The sequence below is a fragment of the Paenalcaligenes niemegkensis genome (genome assembly GCF_022230885.1).
Lineage (GTDB): Bacteria > Pseudomonadota > Gammaproteobacteria > Burkholderiales > Burkholderiaceae_B > Paenalcaligenes > Paenalcaligenes niemegkensis.
The window spans coordinates 222,269-239,528 of the sequence record NZ_JAKGCT010000005.1 but is presented as its reverse complement, the minus strand read 5'-3'; the positions used below and the strand labels follow the sequence as shown (position 1 = coordinate 239,528).

Sequence of the window (17,260 nt, the reverse complement as noted above, 5' to 3'; positions counted from 1 at the left end):
CTCCTATTACTTTTCGATGTAAGTCGTCGCAAACGTCTCCGCCACGCCAATAGCCGAGGTGGTTACATTTTTGACACTTTTATTGGTAATGGTGGGAAAAGACAACTCAACTAACCAGGCGGAAGGTGCGTCCTCGACCAGAATCGCCGTCACTTCTTCGTACAGTGCTTTGCGCTTGGCCGTGTCGTTCTCTACCGCTGCAGCTTTGAAAAGACGATCTACCTCCGGGTTCTGATAACCCGAGGCGTTAGTGCCGTAAATGCCTTGGCGGATGTTGTCACTCAGGTAGGTGCGGTCTACACCTAAAGCCGGGTCGGAGTACTGATAAAGGTACGCAACCACCATTTCAAAATCCCAATTGGAATAGCGGCTGGCCCAGTTTCCTGCGTCGGTACTTTCAAGAATCACCTCTACACCCACTTTTGAGAGCGAGTTCTTGATGTATTCGGATACTTTGTTCCATGTATCGCCGTATGGCAGCCCTAATAACTTAACAGTTGCCCGTTTGCCGTTGGCATCAGGAGTCAGGCCCATGTCATCGAGCAAGGCAATGGCTTTTTCAGGATCGTAGTCGTGACTTGCTGCATCAGCGACATGATATTTAGTCACCGAGGAAATAGGGCCGGTAGCCGGACGTGCGGCTCCGAAGAAAATACGCTTGGCAATGAAATCGCGATCAATCGCGTACTGAACCGCCTGTCGGAAACGTTTGTCGGCGGATGGCCCATCGCGGTGATTCAATTCAATAAATGCCTGCGGCCCGGCAAACTCATACCCTTTGTTAGTGATGTCCAACTGCGGATTGGCCTGCAACTGCGGCAAGAATGCAAAATCGATATCGCCAAAGCTGGCTACCTGCACCGATCCATTTTCAAGCGCCACAAGCCTTGAGGCCGCATCAGGAATCACCTGGAAATAAATACTGTCTAAATAGGGAAGGCCTTCCTGCCAGTAGTCGTCATTACGCACCACATGCACAAAACGTCCCCGCTGCCACTCGTTAAATTTAAAAGGACCCGTTCCAATTGGCTTCTGATTAGCCGGGTTACTTCGATAATCGGTGCCTTTGTACAAATGAGCCGGCATCATCGGCGCGCTGGATACTTCGAAAGTATTGATAAAGGGTGCGAACGGCTCTTTGAGTGTAATTACGATCGTATGCTCATCGGGCAAATCTATACTTTCGATACGCGATAGGTTCGCCCGAGCCCGGGAGTGGGTGTCGGCCAACATCTCTTGCAATGAAAAGCGTACATCTTCGGCAGTAAAAGGCTCTCCATCGTGCCATTTGACCCCTTCCTGCAACTGAAAGGTATAGCTAAGACCGTCGGGGCTTACTTCCCACGATTTAGCCAAACTTGGTTGTGGATTTAAATCGAAGTCATACGTTAATAAACCCTCATAAATCTTCCCTGCAGCGATCTGCGTAGGCGTTTGTTGATTCAGAGCGTAGATCAGCGTAGGCGGCTCGGGATTCAAAATCACGTTTATCGACCCACCTGCGGTCTGTGCCTGTGCCTGCGCCGACGCCATTAATAATGCAACGCCTCCCAGCACGCCCTTCAATAGTTTCATAGAACGTTTCATTGTCTGCTCCTGTCTTTATAGTGTGTGCACAAAGCGCATGGCATTGGGCAGTAATGTAATTGAGGTGGTTTCCTGCGTTTCTGCTACTGCAGATCCAAACTAGTAAATTGCCGCCTCAATGCCTGAATAAAGAGCTCTACATGCTCTGGCCTAAATGTCAAAGGCGGTCGAATCTTTAAGATATGATTTCGGTTGCCACAGGTTCCAATAAGTACGCCGTCTTCGCGTAAACCATTCACAATCGCTGCCGCCAGCGTGGCTGACTGCTCAGCCACCTGTGCCGACGGTGTTAACTCCACCGACCAGTACAAGCCACTTCCCCGTACAGCGCCAACCGTAGCGTAGTCTTGGGCGATGCCCTTTAAACCGGCTTCCATCAGCCTTCCCACATGCAAGGCCTGTTCGGTGGCATTTATACGTTTTAGCTCTGATAGCACAGCCAGACCTACCGCAGCTGATACCGTATTACCGCCAAAGGTATTGAAGTATCGACTCTGCTTTCCAAATTCATCGAGTAGAGCGTCTTTTACGACGACGGCCCCTATAGGGTGCCCATTGCCCATCGGCTTGCCTAGCGTCACAATATCGGGCACCACATCATCTTGCATAAACGCCCACCAATTACCGCCAACGCGAGCAAAACCACCTTGCACCTCATCCGCAATAAAGAGCCCACCATGGCGGCGTACAGCCTCAGCAGCAGCTCTTATCACTCCTCTACTGGGCAAATACAGACCATCACTAGCAAAAACGGTATCGATCAGCAATGCACATACAGGCGTTCCTCTTTGGTCTAACCGTTCTGCCGCAAGATCGATCGCCTCGGAAAACTGTGCGTTAATCTCATCAGGAGTGCCCACAAACGATAGTGGCGACGGCACGACCTCTACATAGTCACCCACCGGACGCAGCGAGGGAGACATATCAGCCAGCAAACTAGTCACGCCATGGTAGGCGTTGGCAGTGACAATAACGCCCTTCCGGCCAGTCATGTCATGCGCAATGCGCAGGGCCAGGTCATTTGCTTCACTGCCTGTGCAAGTAAAGACCACGCGGTTGAGTTCGGCAGGAAACAAGGCCAGTAACCGCTCGGCGTAATCCACCACATTCTCGTTCAGGTAACGCGTATGGGTATTTACCTTGAGCGCCTGTTCTGTCATCGCAGCAACGACTTTTACATTGGCATGCCCTACTACTGGCACATTGTTGTATGCGTCCAGGTAACGCCGCCCTTCGGCATCCTCCAGCCAAACATCCTGACCTCGTACCACATGTACCGGATGCTCATAAAACAAACGATAGGCTGGGCCCAAAACAACACGCCGCTGCAATAACGTTAACTCTTGACTCATGACAACTGTGCTCCCTTATTTGCTTGCAACCAAGGTCCGATCAACTGTTCAAATAGTTCTTTTGCCGAGTCATGACTACGGAGTATGTAAGCGCTATTACACGGAAACTGTGACGCGCGCCATGAGGTAATTACCATGCGTTGAACCAATCTGGCGAGCACCAAATCCATAACATAGCGTCGCTCTGAAGCCGATAAGGGAACTATGCTTGCGTAGCCTTCCAACATATGTCCAAGAACGTCCAGAGGCTTAGCCGCCTCTCCCATCTGATACGAGGCAGCTACGGCAATCTCGGCGATACGAGGCGCGTAGACTAGATCTCCAAAATCAAGAATTCCAGCCACTCGCAAGCCATCATCACAGCTCAGCATGTTGCTGGGCGACAGGTCGTTATGAATCACTTGATGGGGAAGGCCGCAAAGTGCCGGCTGCGTTACCCTTTCGAACTGCGTCATGAAATCCAAGAGGTCTTCGTACACAGACGAATGCTTTACAGCGCTAAGCATCGGTTTCAGCAGTAAAACTTGAGATGCGTCCCATAAGAAGGCCCTATGTGCAGCGTTATGCTCGAACGAAGCTAAGGCTTGATCAAGCTGACCTGCCGCGATTCCGATATCACGCCACACCACAGGCAATGGCTTTAAAAAGGATCCCGACTCGCCCCCGATAAAACTGTAGGCTCTAACCCGTACTGGCCCCTCCTCGGTAGAGTAAGAAAGCCAATTCCCTCCCGCATTGGCACAACTGATGTGCTGGGGTACCGCGCGCTCCAAACCTACCTGAGCCAAATGCTTCAGCACCGAAATCTGCATCTCTGTCTCTGCTGGCGTTTCGGCATTATTAATAAATTTCAGGGTGAGGTAGCTCCCTTCAGGGCGACGTACATAAAAATTCTTGTCGCGCTCACCACTTAACGCTTCGCCACTTACAGCACCCTGATAAAAATCAGCCATCACCTGCAAGGCATCGCGAATGCCCACTCTTGGAGGAGAGGTCGTTAACAGGGAGTTCGCCAATGCGATACCCGGTTCTGCAGTTGGCACAAAGGTCGTCATGTCACCACTTTAAAAACATAAGGATTGATGCATGATACATCATCAATATTTTTAAAATTAATGAGTGTTAACCCTTTCAGCGGTTACAGACTATTCAAAGATCAATAGAATTCAACATGATGCATCATCGCTAAATTTCCTCAGCTAAGGTAGCATCGTTATATTCCCTGCAAACTTACTCCAAGATGCCATGTCTCCTCCGCCTGTTACCGCCACCGCCTTCACCGCGTTAAAACACGAAAATATGGGGGCTTTAGTCTATCAAACGATATCGCTGGCCCTTATTGAAGGCCGCTTGCGCCCAGACGAACGCCTGCGCATTCGCGAACTTGCCGAAGAAATGGGGACGAGTGTCACGCCCGTACGCGACGCCATCTTGCGGCTAGTGCAAGACGGGGCACTCACCATGCGCAGTGCCAGGGATATAAGGGTGAGCCAGGTAACACTCGAGGAATACCTTGAGATTCGAGATATCCGGCTTGAGCTCGAAGGAATGGCAGCCGCCAGGGCAGCAGAAAAAGCCACCGATGCCGACATCCAGCGACTTGAAGCATTAATACAGGAAAACGAAGATGCGTTGCAGGCAGGCGATGTGGTAAATGCTACAGGTCTTAATCAGCGCTTTCATTTTGAATATTGCAAAATAGCCGACATGCCCGTGTTACTTGATATTTTGCGCAGGCTTTGGCTAAAGATGGGGCCACTAATTGCTGAAATCTACGCCGACGGAGGACGAGATATGATTGATGGACACTATGTACTTATCGAGGCCATGCGTAACCGGGACGGCCAAGCGGCTAAAATCGCCGTGCAAACTGACATTCTCTCTGGCGGCCAACCCATACTCGAGTTTAAAAGGAAACAGGCCGCTGCCAATACCTCGACAACGGCCTAAGCGCTGCAGTAGAGTAGAACCGCTAGTTGGCTGCTGCCAGCGACCGCTCACGAATTTGGCTTAAGGTCTCACCTGGAGCGATGCCATTGGGGTCATAGCGGATCTCCAGCAACGCAGGCAATTGATGTTCATCAGCATATGCCAGCGCCCGGTCAAAGGCATCAGCGAAGTCGTCGGTGCGCTCTACGACTTCACCATAGCCACCGTACCCTTTGATCACCTGCGTAAAATCCGGATTAACAAAGTCCAGAGCTATAGCACGGCCTGGAAAATCGCGTTCTTGATGCGCGCGGATGGTACCCCACACCCCATTATTAAATACCAAAATAACAATGCCCAACTTATATTGCAGGGCCACACCTAATTCCTGCATAGTCATCTGAAAACACCCATCACCGGCATAACACACCACTGTTTGTTCGCGATTCTGGAGCTTCGCCGAAATCGCAGCAGGCAAACCGTAGCCCATCGAGCCCACAGTAGGTGCCAGGCTCGTACCCATTTGGCGAAACTGCCGGTAGCGATGCGGATACAAGGCATAGTTACCCGCTCCGACCGTAACGCATGCATCCGGGCCCAACTTCTCGTTAACAGCCGCTGCGATAACATCCAGACTAAGTGGACCAGGGGCTGGCAAGGGCTTTAGAGTGGCTAAATATTCTTCGTGAGCGTTGCCGACCAAGGTCTTTCTATCTTCGCTGGCCGCGACGACATCAAGTTCGCTTAATGCCTGAGCAAAGCCTTTAACACCAGCCACAATAGACAACACCGGTGCAAAAACACGGCCTAACTCATCAGAATCAGGATAAATATGTACCAGCTTTTGTCTAGGCACAGGTGATTTGACCAAGGTATAGCCAAGCGTAGTTTCTTCGCCCAACCGGGTGCCCAAGGCAATCACGACATCGGCCTCTTCAATGCGCTGCTGTAGCTTCGCATCCATACCCCAGCCCACTTGGCCAGCCGCATTGGGGTGCGCCTGGTCAAAACACTCCAGGCGGCGCCATGAAGTTCCAACGGGCACACCGGCACGCTCTGAAAAATCCTGTACTTGCTGAACCGCTTCCGGCGTCCAACCGCTGCCCCCACCACCATTACCGGGCTATGGGCCTCATTCAGAATCTTCGCAAACGCATCCATATCGTGCCGGCCCGGATTAACCTGCTTAGGGATATAGCGTGAAGCATCGGCCACCGCTGCTTCCCCCATAGAGTATCCTCGGGCAATGCCAGCACGACAGGGCCAGGGCGTCCACTGGTCGCCACCGAATAAGCTCGCGCAATGTACTCGGGAATTCGCTCTGTACGATCGATTTGCGCGACCCACTTCGTCATCTGTCCAAACATCCGTCGATAGTCGATTTCCTGGAATGCCTCGCGCTCTACAAAATCATTTCCCACTTGCCCAATGAACAAAATCATCGGTGTCGAGTCTTGAAAGGCCGTGTGTACACCGATACTGGCATTGGTTGCGCCAGGACCTCGGGTAACAAAGCAAACTCCTGGCTCACCCATCAGTTTGCCGTAGGCCTCAGCCATATAGGCTGCGCCACTTTCCTGGCGGCACACAATAGGCTCAATCACGCCCACGTGCTCATTCAGAGCATCGATACACGGCAAATAGCTCTCACCGGGTACTAAAAACACACGCTTCGTACCATGAATACGAAGCTGCTGCATTAAAACCTGCCCGCCATTTCGCTTAATAACAGGAGTAGCCGTCACATTTATTCTCCTCTAGGATCCAGCCGCGTTGCGGTCGTGACGTCCGAACTATATAGCCCCATCGCCACCAAAATCGACACGTAACCGCGCCAGGATTCCAACCAAATGGTCATGCATTGCGTTTCTTGCACGAGTGGCATCACGTGCCGCAATAGCATCCAGAATGCGCGCATGTTCTTTGTCTGCTTTTTCCCAGACACGCGCATCCACAAAGTGTTTATCCATGCGTGAAAATACCGCACTGTTCAGAGCCAAATCCCATATGTGAGCAATGACAGCAACTAAAGCAGCATTGCCACTTGCTACCGCTACAGCCATGTGAAAAGCATGATCCGCACGCGACGGAGTCGGGTTATTTGCCATTTCGGCGTGCGCATCGCGAATGGCTTGAATCTGCTCGTCGGTTGCCAGCTTCGCCGCCAGCGCCGCACTTTCAGGCTCAAGCAGCAAGCGGGTTTCCAACAGATCAAACGGCCCAAGGTCGTTGTCATACTCAATGGCCACAGACGCAGTATCTTTTGATTTGAAATCTTCAGGATGATGAGCGCTGAGTACAAATACCCCTGTACCTACACGAACTGACACATACCCCTCGAGCTCAAGAGCGATAAGCGCTTCACGCACAGAGGCCCGGCTAACGCGTAATTGCTCGGCGAGCTCGCGCTCCGAGGGCAGGCGACCACCAACCGGAAACTCACCATTACGAATTTTTCCGGCAATTTGATCCGCAATAACGCGATATAAGCGCGGCACGGCGACGGCTTCAAATACACTCATTTTTTGTCCATTTGAAAGGTCTGGTGGTCAGGCCACTAAGCTACCGTACACCAGAGCGGGTTATCAAGATAAAAACGCGAAAACTAGGGTTAACCACCAATTTGAACAGATAACTGAACTGGACAGGCCATCGAACCATCAAAAAGGTGATACGAGCAGGCTCAAGGCTTGACGCTTGATTACGCGACGCCTGTTTGCCTCAAAGCGGTACCCTTTATCTTGGGTGTAATGGATCTTTGTAAAGTACCAAAGAAGACTTAAGCTCTTTCCATCCACAGTCTTCATGCACCGCAATGGCCAACAAGCTAATAAGCCGTTGACGTAGCAATTCACTACGCTGTGCGTTCAGCGATAACTTTGGATACCTTGAACAACTTGGAGACTACTAATGAGCAACGCCAACTTAAAACAACGAAAAGATGCTGCTACCCCTCGTGGCGTTGGCATCATGTGCAATTTTTATGCTGATCGGGCCGACAACGCCCAGTTATGGGATGTTGAAGGCAAGCGTTATATCGACTTTGCCGCTGGTATCGCCGTACTCAACACCGGCCATCGCCATCCGCGTCTGATCAAAGCCATTGAAGAGCAATTACAGCGCTTTACGCATACGGCTTATCAAATAGTGCCTTATGAGAGCTATGTAGAACTGGCGGAAAAAATTAACCAGCTCGTACCCGGCCCAGGCGACAAGAAAACCGCCTTCTTCACCACGGGTGCCGAAGCGGTAGAAAACGCCATCAAGATCGCACGCTCCTACACTGGTCGTCCGTCTGTCGTGGCATTTAACGCATCGTTCCATGGTCGCACCTTACTCGGCATGGCGCTCACCGGGAAAGTTAACCCCTATAAGGTCGGATTTGGCCCCTTCCCTAGCGATGTTTACCACACCGCCTATCCCAACGAGCAAGCCGGCGTTTCCGTTGAGGATGCGAAACGCGCCCTAAAAGCTCTCTTTACCTCTGCTCTGGATCCTAAAAACGTCGCTGCAATTATTCTTGAGCCTGTACAAGGGGAAGGCGGTTTTAACGTTTGCCCTCCTGAGTTCATGAAACATTTACGTGAAGTCTGCGACGAACACGGTATTTTGCTGGTGGCTGATGAAGTGCAAACTGGCTTCGGCCGCACTGGAAAGCTGTTTGCAATGGAACATTACGATGTACATGCAGACTTAACGACCATGGCAAAAAGCTTAGCGGGTGGTATGCCGCTCTCAGGTGTCTGTGGTCGTGCCGAGATCATGGACGCTCCAGCTCCTGGTGGTTTAGGCGGCACTTATGCCGGAAACCCCTTAGCCGTGGCATCGGCTCTTGCTGTTATTGATGTAATAAAAGATGAGGATCTGCTCGCTCGTGGGAACGAGCTGGGCAAGCGCCTGCAAGAGCGTTTAAAAGCCATTGCCAAAGACGTCAAGAATATAGCCGACATTCGTGGCCTGGGCGCGATGATCGCCGCTGAATTCAAAGACCCTGACACCGGCATGGCAGACCCCAGCTTCGTTAAGACCGTTCAAGAGCGTGCTTTAGAACAAGGTCTGCTCTTGCTCAGCTGTGGTACTGAAGCTAACGTTATCCGCTTCTTATTTCCTCTGACTATCACTGACAAGATCATGGACGAAGCTCTGGATATTATCGAAGAAGCCCTACGTGGGTGATACGAACTTTCCACAGCGCAATTTCCCCCAGATGCCTGAACAAGCGATTCTTTAAAGAATCGCTTGTTTACAGACCTTTTTACAGCCAGCTTGGGTCGCTGCCAGCGAAACTCAAAAGCTACTGCCCCTCACACGTCTGATCGAGCTATAGGCTCAACTGGGCTCAAAGACTTCGCCACAAGGATCTATCCTCATCCCTTCCGCCAGATTTTTCCAAGGTAACTGACTCAAAATCATGGGCATAGAGCCTGGTGCTGCAGCCACAATAATTTCTTCTGCCATCGGTGTAAAGTCAGCACGAAAGTGCACAGCACTTTTGACGACCAGGACATCTTGCGTCGGCGCATCAATTCCTACATAGCTGAACATTACGCGGTCGGCCAATTGCACTTTACGCGACGCTAATACCACACGCACTCCGCCTATTCGCAAGCAGGCGGAGGGGCCCATTTCCAAGGTAAAGCCGGAGTAGTAAGGCCCCTTCGCATAGGCCACCCCATCTGATAAGCTCTCGACCAGAAAATCAGCTTCAAAAGGCTCATCATCGGGAATTCCGGAATTGCCTCCGATAGCCAAGCGTATGGTCGCGCCCTTGCCTGCCTCGTGAACCTTTAATGCCGCCACTGGATCAACAATTAAGCCAATCGCAGCATTCTGAGCGTCATTGGCAACCAGGGCACGCAACATACCGGTAGTATCCGAATTACTGCCCGCACCGGGGTTGTCCTGGGCATCAGCAATAACAATGGGCTTGGTAGCCCCGGCACTTTGCTGCATCGCGTACTTTACCGCTTCATCGGGGCTGTACAATTTGCCAGCAAAACGCTCTTCGGCGGCTTCAGCAGCATCGGCAACGATATTGGTGGCCTGCTGCGCATCCTCTAAAGTATCGGCATAGGCCCAGACCACGGGTGAGCATTCCGGAAAATCAGCCGCAGGAAAGCCGGTAGCAAAGGAAAGGTGAACATCTAGACCTTCCGTTTTTTCCAGCAATTGGTATAAGCCTTTTGCTGGCTCAATATCGGTACATTGCCAGCAGATAGGAACCAGAAAGTGCAGACGGCGTACCGCTAATTTAGGGCGTACGCCTGTCGCCAGGCGCCGCTTAAGCAAATCGAATGCACGAGCCCCTGTATCGGCCATATCAACGTGGGGATAGGTACGATACGCCACTAACATATCGGCCTGCTCCAGCATTTGCTGAGTAACGTTGGCATGTAAATCAAGACTGGCGACAATGGGAATTTCGTTACCTACCAATTCCCGTACTCGGCTCAATAATTCACCTTCGCCGTCGTCAAAGTGCTGGGCTACCATGGCACCGTGCAAATCCAGGTAGACAGCATCAACAGGTAAAGCCTGCCGAATGCCAGACAAAATCATCTCGACAATGCGCTCATAAGTGTGCTTTTCCACATGAGCCGAAGGACTAGCCGCGCACCACGTAGTAGCAACCAGCTCGTCACCGGCAGCCTGGGCTTTAGCGATAAAGCCTGCCGCAGGGATATTTGCTCCCTTGATGGCAGGCCAGATAGCATTGCCACTCACCACGCCGGGCCAACCCCTCCCGCTTCAAAGGCGGCCCAGTCGGCGAGGTCGGGGGCAAAGGTGTTGGTCTCGTGTTGAAAACCGCCATAAACAATACGTGCCATGATTTGTTGTCTCGTCTTATTAGTGAGTAGTGAACTGTTTGGATGTGGAGTCTGCTACCGGCCTGAAGTTTTGAAAATCCCAATGACGTCCAGGTGCCGCCGTAATTAAACGCTGCGTATATTCTTCTTTAGGCTCGGCCAGCACCTGAGCCGCCGGCCCTGCCTCAACAACCAGGCCTTTTTTCATCACAATGATCGTGTCACAGATTTGTGCGGCAACACGTAAATCGTGGGTGATAAATAAAACGCCGACACCAACCCGCTCACGAATTTCTTCTAAAAGCTCAAGCACTTGAGCTTGCACCGACACATCCAGTGCTGACACGGCTTCATCCGCGACCAAAATGTCAGGCTCCATCACCAAAGCTCGTGCAATGCATATGCGCTGACGTTGTCCTCCAGAAAACTGATGTGGATATCGCTCAAGTGCCTCAGCGGGCAGACCTACAAGCTCCATTGCCCGAGCGGCCTGCTTTAGTGCCTGGTCGTAAGAAGTGCCATAGTTCAGCAAACCCTCCATAACGGAATCACCCACTTTTCGGCGTGGATTTAAGCTCCGGTAAGGATCCTGGAAAATAATTTGAATACGCTTGCGCATCGGAGTCAGTGCAGCGCGGCTTAAACCCGTAATATCAGTGCCCTGCAGCACAATCTCCCCTGAGCTGGGTTCAATCAAGCGCATGACACAGCGTGCAACGGTAGACTTACCTGAGCCTGACTCGCCCACGATGCCTACAATCTCCCGCCGGCGCAAGGCGAAGCTGACCTCCGCTGCAGCGGCGACCATCTCTTGTTTTTTAAGAATTGCTTAGGCTTGAAGTAGCTTTTATGCAAATCTCGAACTTCCAGTACAATTTCGCCATCTTGCACGGGCTTACTGGTTGGCGTGAGGCTTGGCACCGACGATACCAGCATGCGTGTGTAGTCTTCGCTTGGCTTGGCCAAAACCTGCTCCCGTGTGCCCGTTTCAACCTCACGCCCTTGGTTCATGACTAAGATTCGGTCCGCAATCTCGGCAACTACGCCAAAGTCGTGCGTAATAAAAATGACTGCGGTTCCATGCTTGGCCTGGAGCTCTTTGATAAGGCTCAGAATTTGCTTTTGTGTGGTGACATCCAAAGCGGTGGTAGGTTCGTCAGCAATGAGCAGTTTTGGCTTCAAAATCAACGCCATGGCAATCACAATGCGCTGACGCTGCCCACCTGAAAGCTCATGGGGGTAGGACTCATATATACGTTCGATATCGGGCAAATGCACCGAGGCCAGCATAGCCATTACCTGCTTACGACGCTCGGCGGCTGATAAACGACTATGCAGCCGTAACACCTCCTCAACCTGGCGGCCTACTTTGTGAACCGGGTTGAGCGCGGTCATGGGTTCCTGAAACACCATTGCTACCTTCGATGCGCGCAATTCACGCATGCGTGCGGGCGTGCACTGCAGGACGTCTTCACCATCAATGGTAATAGCGCCTTTTGTAGCCATTAAGCTATCTTTAGGTAAAAGACCCATTACCGCCATTGAACTAACCGACTTCCCTGACCCTGACTCGCCCACAATACACAAGGTTTCTCCAGACTCTACATGCAGGCTTAGCTCATGCACAATGGTGCTACCGATTCCATCGGGAGCATCCTCGTCGCGCACGCACACCTGCAGCTTATCGATCGTCAGAACGATATTCGTCTTTATATTATTATTTGTCATAGTTTGCCTTTACACCCGACGGGCCATACGCGGATCAAGTGCATCACGCAAGGCATCACCCAATACGTTCACACTTAACACGGTTAGCGATAGCAGCAGCCCGGGATACAAGACCAGCCCAGGAAGTAGCTGAAAGAACGAGCGGCCATCAGCCATGACGTTGCCCCACGACGACGTTGCGGGAGGAACGCCTGCACCTAAAAAGCTCAAAATAGCCTCAGTCAGAATGGCTGACGCAAATACGTAGGTCCCCTGCACCACCAACGGAGCCAGCGTGTTAGGCACTAAATGCCGTCGCATCAGCGTTAGCGTGGGCGTACCAAGCGATACCGCCGCCTCGACATAGGGTTCATTACGTACGCTTAAGATCACGCTGCGCACCAGACGTACTACCCTGGGCACTTCAGGGATCGTAATGGCAATAAGGACGGTTAACAGGCTAGAGCCCGAAAGCGATACCAAGGCAATGGCCAGCAGTATTCCAGGAATCGCCATCAAACCATCCATAATCCGCATGACAATTGCATCAACCCAGCGGAAATAGCCAGCCACCACTCCAATAACCAAGCCCAGGGTCACACTCAGTATGGCGACACCTGCGCCTACCATCAGCGAAACACGAGCGCCATACAGTACTCGGCTAAGCACGTCGCGCCCATACGCGTCTGTACCAAGCCAATGTTCGGCCGAGATTCCTTTTAAGCGAGCGATTGGATTAATTTGAGTAGGCTCATACGGGCTTAACCATGGGGCGAATATCGCCACCAAGATCATTAACACCAATATGGTTAGCCCGACAATGACAGGTACAGTCTTGAAAGTTTTAGAAAAAGCAGAGCGCGGCTTGTGCACTGCCTCTGGGATGGAATCAAGCGCCGCCTGATGTGTAGAAGTTGTCGTCATCAGTAGCCTCAATATCGAATGCGTGGGTCAAACACGGTATACAGCGCATCAACGATGAGGTTGATCACGACATACACCAAGGCGAACAATAGTATTAGCGCCTGAATAACAGGATAATCACGTGCTAACACGGCCTCAACCACCAGACGGCCGAGCCCTGGAAGGTTAAACACTGATTCGGTCACCACGACTCCGCTAATAAGCATGGCAATGCCAACCCCAATAATCGTAACGATAGGCACAGCAGCATTACGCAAGGCATGACCTATCAGCACACGACTCTCTTTCATTCCTTTAGCGCGGGCGGTCCGAATGAAATCTTCACCCATCACCTCGATAATGCTGGTGCGGGTAATACGCGCAATAAGCGCCACATAGACGGTACTTAACCCTGCGGTAGGCAAAACGAGCGAACGCAAGAAAGGCCATATGCCTGCCGAAAGTGGCTGATAACCCTGCACGGGAAACCACTCCAGCCTTATCGAGAACAACAAAATCAGAACATAAGCGGTAACAAACACAGGAACTGAAAAGCCCAGTACCGAAGTCGCCATAACCACACGATCCAACAACTTCCCCTGGCGCCAGGCAGCAACAATCCCTAAAGGAATCGCGATGCAAACTGCCACCACAATGGTACTGGAGGCCAACGCTATTGATGGTCCCATGCGCTGTACGATCATGTCAGCGACCGGCACGCCAGATAAGAGCGACGTGCCGAAGTCACCATGAAGCACCTTCCACAACCACATAAAAAACTGTGTGTAGATAGGCTGGTCTAACCCCATCATGCGGCGTATTTCTTCGAGCTGCGCAGAGGTTGCCGAATCACCTGCAATAATGGCTGCAGGGTCTCCGGGCGTTAGGCGGAGCAACGCGAACACTACCGCTGCCACGACTAGCATTACCGGTATTGAAGCTGCAGTACGCCGCAAGATAAAGTTCAACATAGGCTGTTAATCGATTAAGATTTCTTGATGTTCCAGAAGATAGGTGCCGGCGATTCCAGCATGCCGCTCAGATTGCTACGAAAGGCTCCTGGGACGTAATACTGACCCATGGGTAACAACACCCCTTCCTCTATAACTAAGGTCTGAATCTGTTCGACTAACTTCTTGCGTTCATCCAGGTCAGGCTCTCTCGAGAACTTCAAGCGCAGCTCTTCAATTGCCGGAACATCAGGCCAGCCAAACCAGGCGTCCTGTCCGTTGGCTGCCACACCAAAGGCACGCAATGGGTCAAACGCCTCAGCCATTACGTTATTCGTGGCAAAAATATTCCAGCCACCGTCTTTAGGTGCAGACTGTACGGCGCGGCGGGTTACGACTGTTTGCCAATCCATTGCCTGCATATTGACGTTAAAGCCAGCCGCTTTAAGAGCTTGGTCAATCACGACGGGCTGCGTGTTAACTGATGGCGTATCAGTGGGCTGCAAGATAAGAACTGGCGTGCCGTCATAGCCGGCTTCTTTCAATAGCTCTTTCGCCTTTTCAGGGTTGCCCTTCACACTAATGTCAGCTCCTTCATTGCTTTCATAGGTAAGGCCACAACCAAAAACCGCAGGGCACGTTTTGTAGTATTGCGTATTACCGATCATGGCCTGCAACACTTGTTCCTGATCCACGGCGTACATGGCAGCCAGGCGAATTTTGGGTCATTAAAGGGAGGGTGCATATGATTCATACGCATGACCGTCTGATAACCCTGAGGATCCAGAACTTCGATGTTGATATCAGAATTACTTTCAACAATGGGTGCCAGATCGTAGGGCAATTGCTCCAAATAATCGACTTCACCACTCATGAGCGCGTTAACTGAAGTCATGGCGTCAGGAGTCGCGATCCACTTTACGCGGTCGACATACACATTCTTACCGCCCGCCAAGCCGCTAGCAGCCTCAGTTCTTGGTACATAGTCAGCGTTTTTCTCATACACCGCCTGTAAGCCCGGTCTGAATTCGTCCATCACCATCTTGAAGGGACCAGAACCGATATGCTCAGTAATTGCCGTATTTTCGGGTGATTCGGCAATGCGCTTAGGCATCATGAATGGCGTGACACCACTGGGCTTGGCCAAGGAGTGCAATGCCAGCTCGGTAGGTTCTTTAAAGCTCATGGTGAAGCTGTTTTCGTCGACCGCTTTCATTTCGGCCAGCTCGCCCATCATCATCTGACCCATTTTGTCATGGCGGGCCCAGCGCTTGATCGACGCTATGCAGTCTTCAGCAGTAACCGGGTTTCCATCATGCCATTTCAAGCCTTCGCGCAGGGTCAGGGTATAGGTTTTTCCGTCTTCCGACACCTCCCAACCTTCGAGCATTTGCGGCTGGATCTCGTTATTGGCATCCGTTGCCAATAGCGTGTCGTAAATCATGTATCCGTGATTGCGAGTGATGTGTGCCGTAGTCATGATCGGATCCAGCACGCGCAGGCTGGAATGCATAACAGCGGTTATTGTCTGTGCCTGAACGGCAGACCCGACACCAATAGCAGCCAACGACGCAGCAATGACCAACGCCTTGGTGCCTGCGACAAAGTTAAATTTCATAGTCTCCACCCTTCTAGTTAGTGTTATTGGTTAAGACGCAGCAAATATTTGCTGGTTAACCGTTGCCCCACGAGCCAAATACTCGTGGTATTCATCGGGAGGTACGAACAACCCTCCCGTTGTCCAAAGAATATGGTTGGCGTTATCCAAGATGTCGCCCAGACCATTCGCTTCAATGTATTGTCTGCCTTGCGTGGTATTGAATAGCGCGCGGGGCCCACTGCAAGCAGCCGCTGCGGAAGGCTCTACTTTCAAACCCTCGTTGCTTTGCAACGCATAAAGATCTGCAAATAAATACTCATCTGCCATGGTTGCAATGCCAGACAAGCGGGAACGCATTGCGTCGATAGCCAGTAGCGACGCTGCAGGTACAGCCAGACCATCGGCCTCGGTCTGATTATTTTGCCCCACGTCGTAAACGCTGATGCCTTCATGCTCAGGATGCTGCATTTGTACTAGAAAGCATGACGACTGCTGTGGCTCGACAAAAAAACAATGCGCGTGCTTACCAAAAACATGCTTTAAGCCATACACCACCCCTCCTGGCGCGCCCCCTACCCCGCAGGGCAGGTACACAAATAACGGATGCTGCGCATCAACAGGAATATTCTTTTTGTGTAGCTGTTGCTGCAGCCGGCTCGCTGCCACCGCATAACCAGCAAATAAGGAAACTGATTTTTCATCATCAACAAAATAAGCATAGGGATCTTCTGCCGCCTCTAGCCGCCCGGCCTCAACTGCTTGAGCATAATCACCGGTGTACTCAAGCACCGTTACCCCGTTAGCTCGAAGCCGCGATTTTTTCCATTGTTTAGCTTCAACCGACATATGCACCGTAGCCTGTAATCCTAAGGCTGCAGAAATAATGCCAATACTTAAACCCAAATTACCCGTAGATCCTACTGCAACCTTATATTGCCTAAAAACAGCCTTCGCCTTTGCGCTGTCTAAACTTAAATACGAACCGTCATCAACAATTAACCCGTGTTTATACGCAAGGTTTTCAACGAACTCCAAGACCTCGTGTATACCGCCCCGAGCTTTTATTGATCCTGCTATGGGCAGAGCATGATCAGCTTTAATCCAGAACGTCCCTTGAGGCTGATGCAAGCCTGGCGGAGCGCCAACGGACAGTAAGTCTGACTCAATCAATCCGTCATGTTCAACTAGCTCGGGAAATAGCTTCAGCAATAAGGGGCAAAACGCTCCAAGCGTTTTTCGGCTTCCTTAACATCAGCAATAGTAATAGCTGAAAAAGCATCTTCTTGCCTATTAGGGTTAATATCAGGGTTGAGCCAAAGCGCTGGCGCCTCTGTATCATTTAGCGTACTTTCTACGTACATTATTAAATATTCCAACAAGTTACGTTAATTATGACAAGCTGATCTTTATATTTATTGTTTTATA

The 17,260-nt window shown here is 51.3% G+C and carries 10 protein-coding genes and 4 pseudogenes; 2 read left to right on the top strand and 12 right to left on the bottom strand.

What is annotated here, in order from left to right; translation table 11 throughout:
• Positions 1-6: 6 nt before the first annotated feature.
• The 3 genes from L1889_RS16780 to L1889_RS16770 all read right to left on the bottom strand — a co-directional run bounded on the left by L1889_RS16780 (position 7) and on the right by L1889_RS16770 (position 3,994).
• Positions 7-1,587: an ABC transporter substrate-binding protein gene (locus tag L1889_RS16780; protein WP_238666167.1), complete on the bottom strand. Its 1,581-nt coding sequence runs from the start codon at positions 1,585-1,587 to the stop codon at positions 7-9.
• Positions 1,588-1,670: 83 nt separating this feature from the next.
• A complete protein-coding gene (locus tag L1889_RS16775) occupies positions 1,671-2,939 on the bottom strand; it encodes an aspartate aminotransferase family protein (RefSeq protein ID WP_238666166.1) in 1,269 nt (422 codons plus the stop codon).
• Positions 2,936-3,994, bottom strand: a complete 1,059-nt coding sequence (locus L1889_RS16770) for a phosphotransferase (protein ID WP_238666165.1) — start codon at positions 3,992-3,994, stop codon at positions 2,936-2,938. Before L1889_RS16770 ends, L1889_RS16775 begins: the two co-directional genes overlap by 4 nt.
• Before the next feature lie 190 nt (positions 3,995-4,184).
• Here L1889_RS16770 and L1889_RS16765 point away from each other — a divergent pair, with 190 nt between their 5' ends.
• Positions 4,185-4,889 (top strand): GntR family transcriptional regulator, encoded by a 705-nt coding sequence (locus L1889_RS16765; RefSeq protein WP_238666164.1) that lies wholly within the window; start codon positions 4,185-4,187, stop codon positions 4,887-4,889.
• A 22-nt stretch (positions 4,890-4,911) separates the two neighbouring features.
• On the opposite strand, the pseudogene L1889_RS16760 reads toward L1889_RS16765, so the two are convergent.
• Positions 4,912-6,568, bottom strand: a pseudogene (locus tag L1889_RS16760) (thiamine pyrophosphate-binding protein).
• 93 nt (positions 6,569-6,661) lie between these two features.
• Positions 6,662-7,390 (bottom strand): FadR/GntR family transcriptional regulator, encoded by a 729-nt coding sequence (locus L1889_RS16755; protein ID WP_238666163.1) that lies wholly within the window; start codon positions 7,388-7,390, stop codon positions 6,662-6,664.
• Positions 7,391-7,778: 388 nt separating this feature from the next.
• On the opposite strand from L1889_RS16755, the gene gabT reads away from it, so the two are divergent.
• A complete protein-coding gene (gene gabT, locus L1889_RS16750; protein ID WP_238666162.1) occupies positions 7,779-9,044 on the top strand; it encodes a 4-aminobutyrate--2-oxoglutarate transaminase in 1,266 nt (421 codons plus the stop codon).
• Between the two features lie 153 nt (positions 9,045-9,197).
• Here gabT and L1889_RS16745 read toward each other — a convergent pair.
• The 7 genes and pseudogenes from L1889_RS16745 to L1889_RS16715 all read right to left on the bottom strand — a co-directional run bounded on the left by L1889_RS16745 (position 9,198) and on the right by L1889_RS16715 (position 17,196).
• Positions 9,198-10,696, bottom strand: a pseudogene (locus tag L1889_RS16745) (M81 family metallopeptidase).
• A gap of 19 nt (positions 10,697-10,715) precedes the next feature.
• Positions 10,716-12,403, bottom strand: a pseudogene (locus tag L1889_RS16740) (ABC transporter ATP-binding protein).
• Between the two features lie 9 nt (positions 12,404-12,412).
• The gene (locus tag L1889_RS16735) at positions 12,413-13,306 is read right to left on the bottom strand and encodes an ABC transporter permease (RefSeq protein ID WP_238666161.1); all 894 of its coding nucleotides are present in this window, start codon (positions 13,304-13,306) and stop codon (positions 12,413-12,415) included.
• Positions 13,307-13,314: 8 nt separating this feature from the next.
• Positions 13,315-14,256, bottom strand: a complete 942-nt coding sequence (locus L1889_RS16730; protein ID WP_238666160.1) for an ABC transporter permease — start codon at positions 14,254-14,256, stop codon at positions 13,315-13,317.
• 14 nt (positions 14,257-14,270) lie between these two features.
• Positions 14,271-15,625: pseudogene (locus L1889_RS16725) on the bottom strand (ABC transporter substrate-binding protein).
• Between the two features lie 258 nt (positions 15,626-15,883).
• The gene (gene dsdA, locus L1889_RS16720) at positions 15,884-17,044 is read right to left on the bottom strand and encodes a D-serine ammonia-lyase (protein ID WP_238666159.1); all 1,161 of its coding nucleotides are present in this window, start codon (positions 17,042-17,044) and stop codon (positions 15,884-15,886) included.
• Positions 17,038-17,196 carry a hypothetical protein gene (locus L1889_RS16715; RefSeq protein ID WP_238666158.1) on the bottom strand — a complete coding sequence of 53 codons (159 nt, stop codon included), beginning with the start codon at positions 17,194-17,196 and terminating at the stop codon, positions 17,038-17,040. The genes dsdA and L1889_RS16715 overlap by 7 nt, the downstream gene beginning before the upstream one ends.
• Positions 17,197-17,260: the final 64 nt, after the last annotated feature.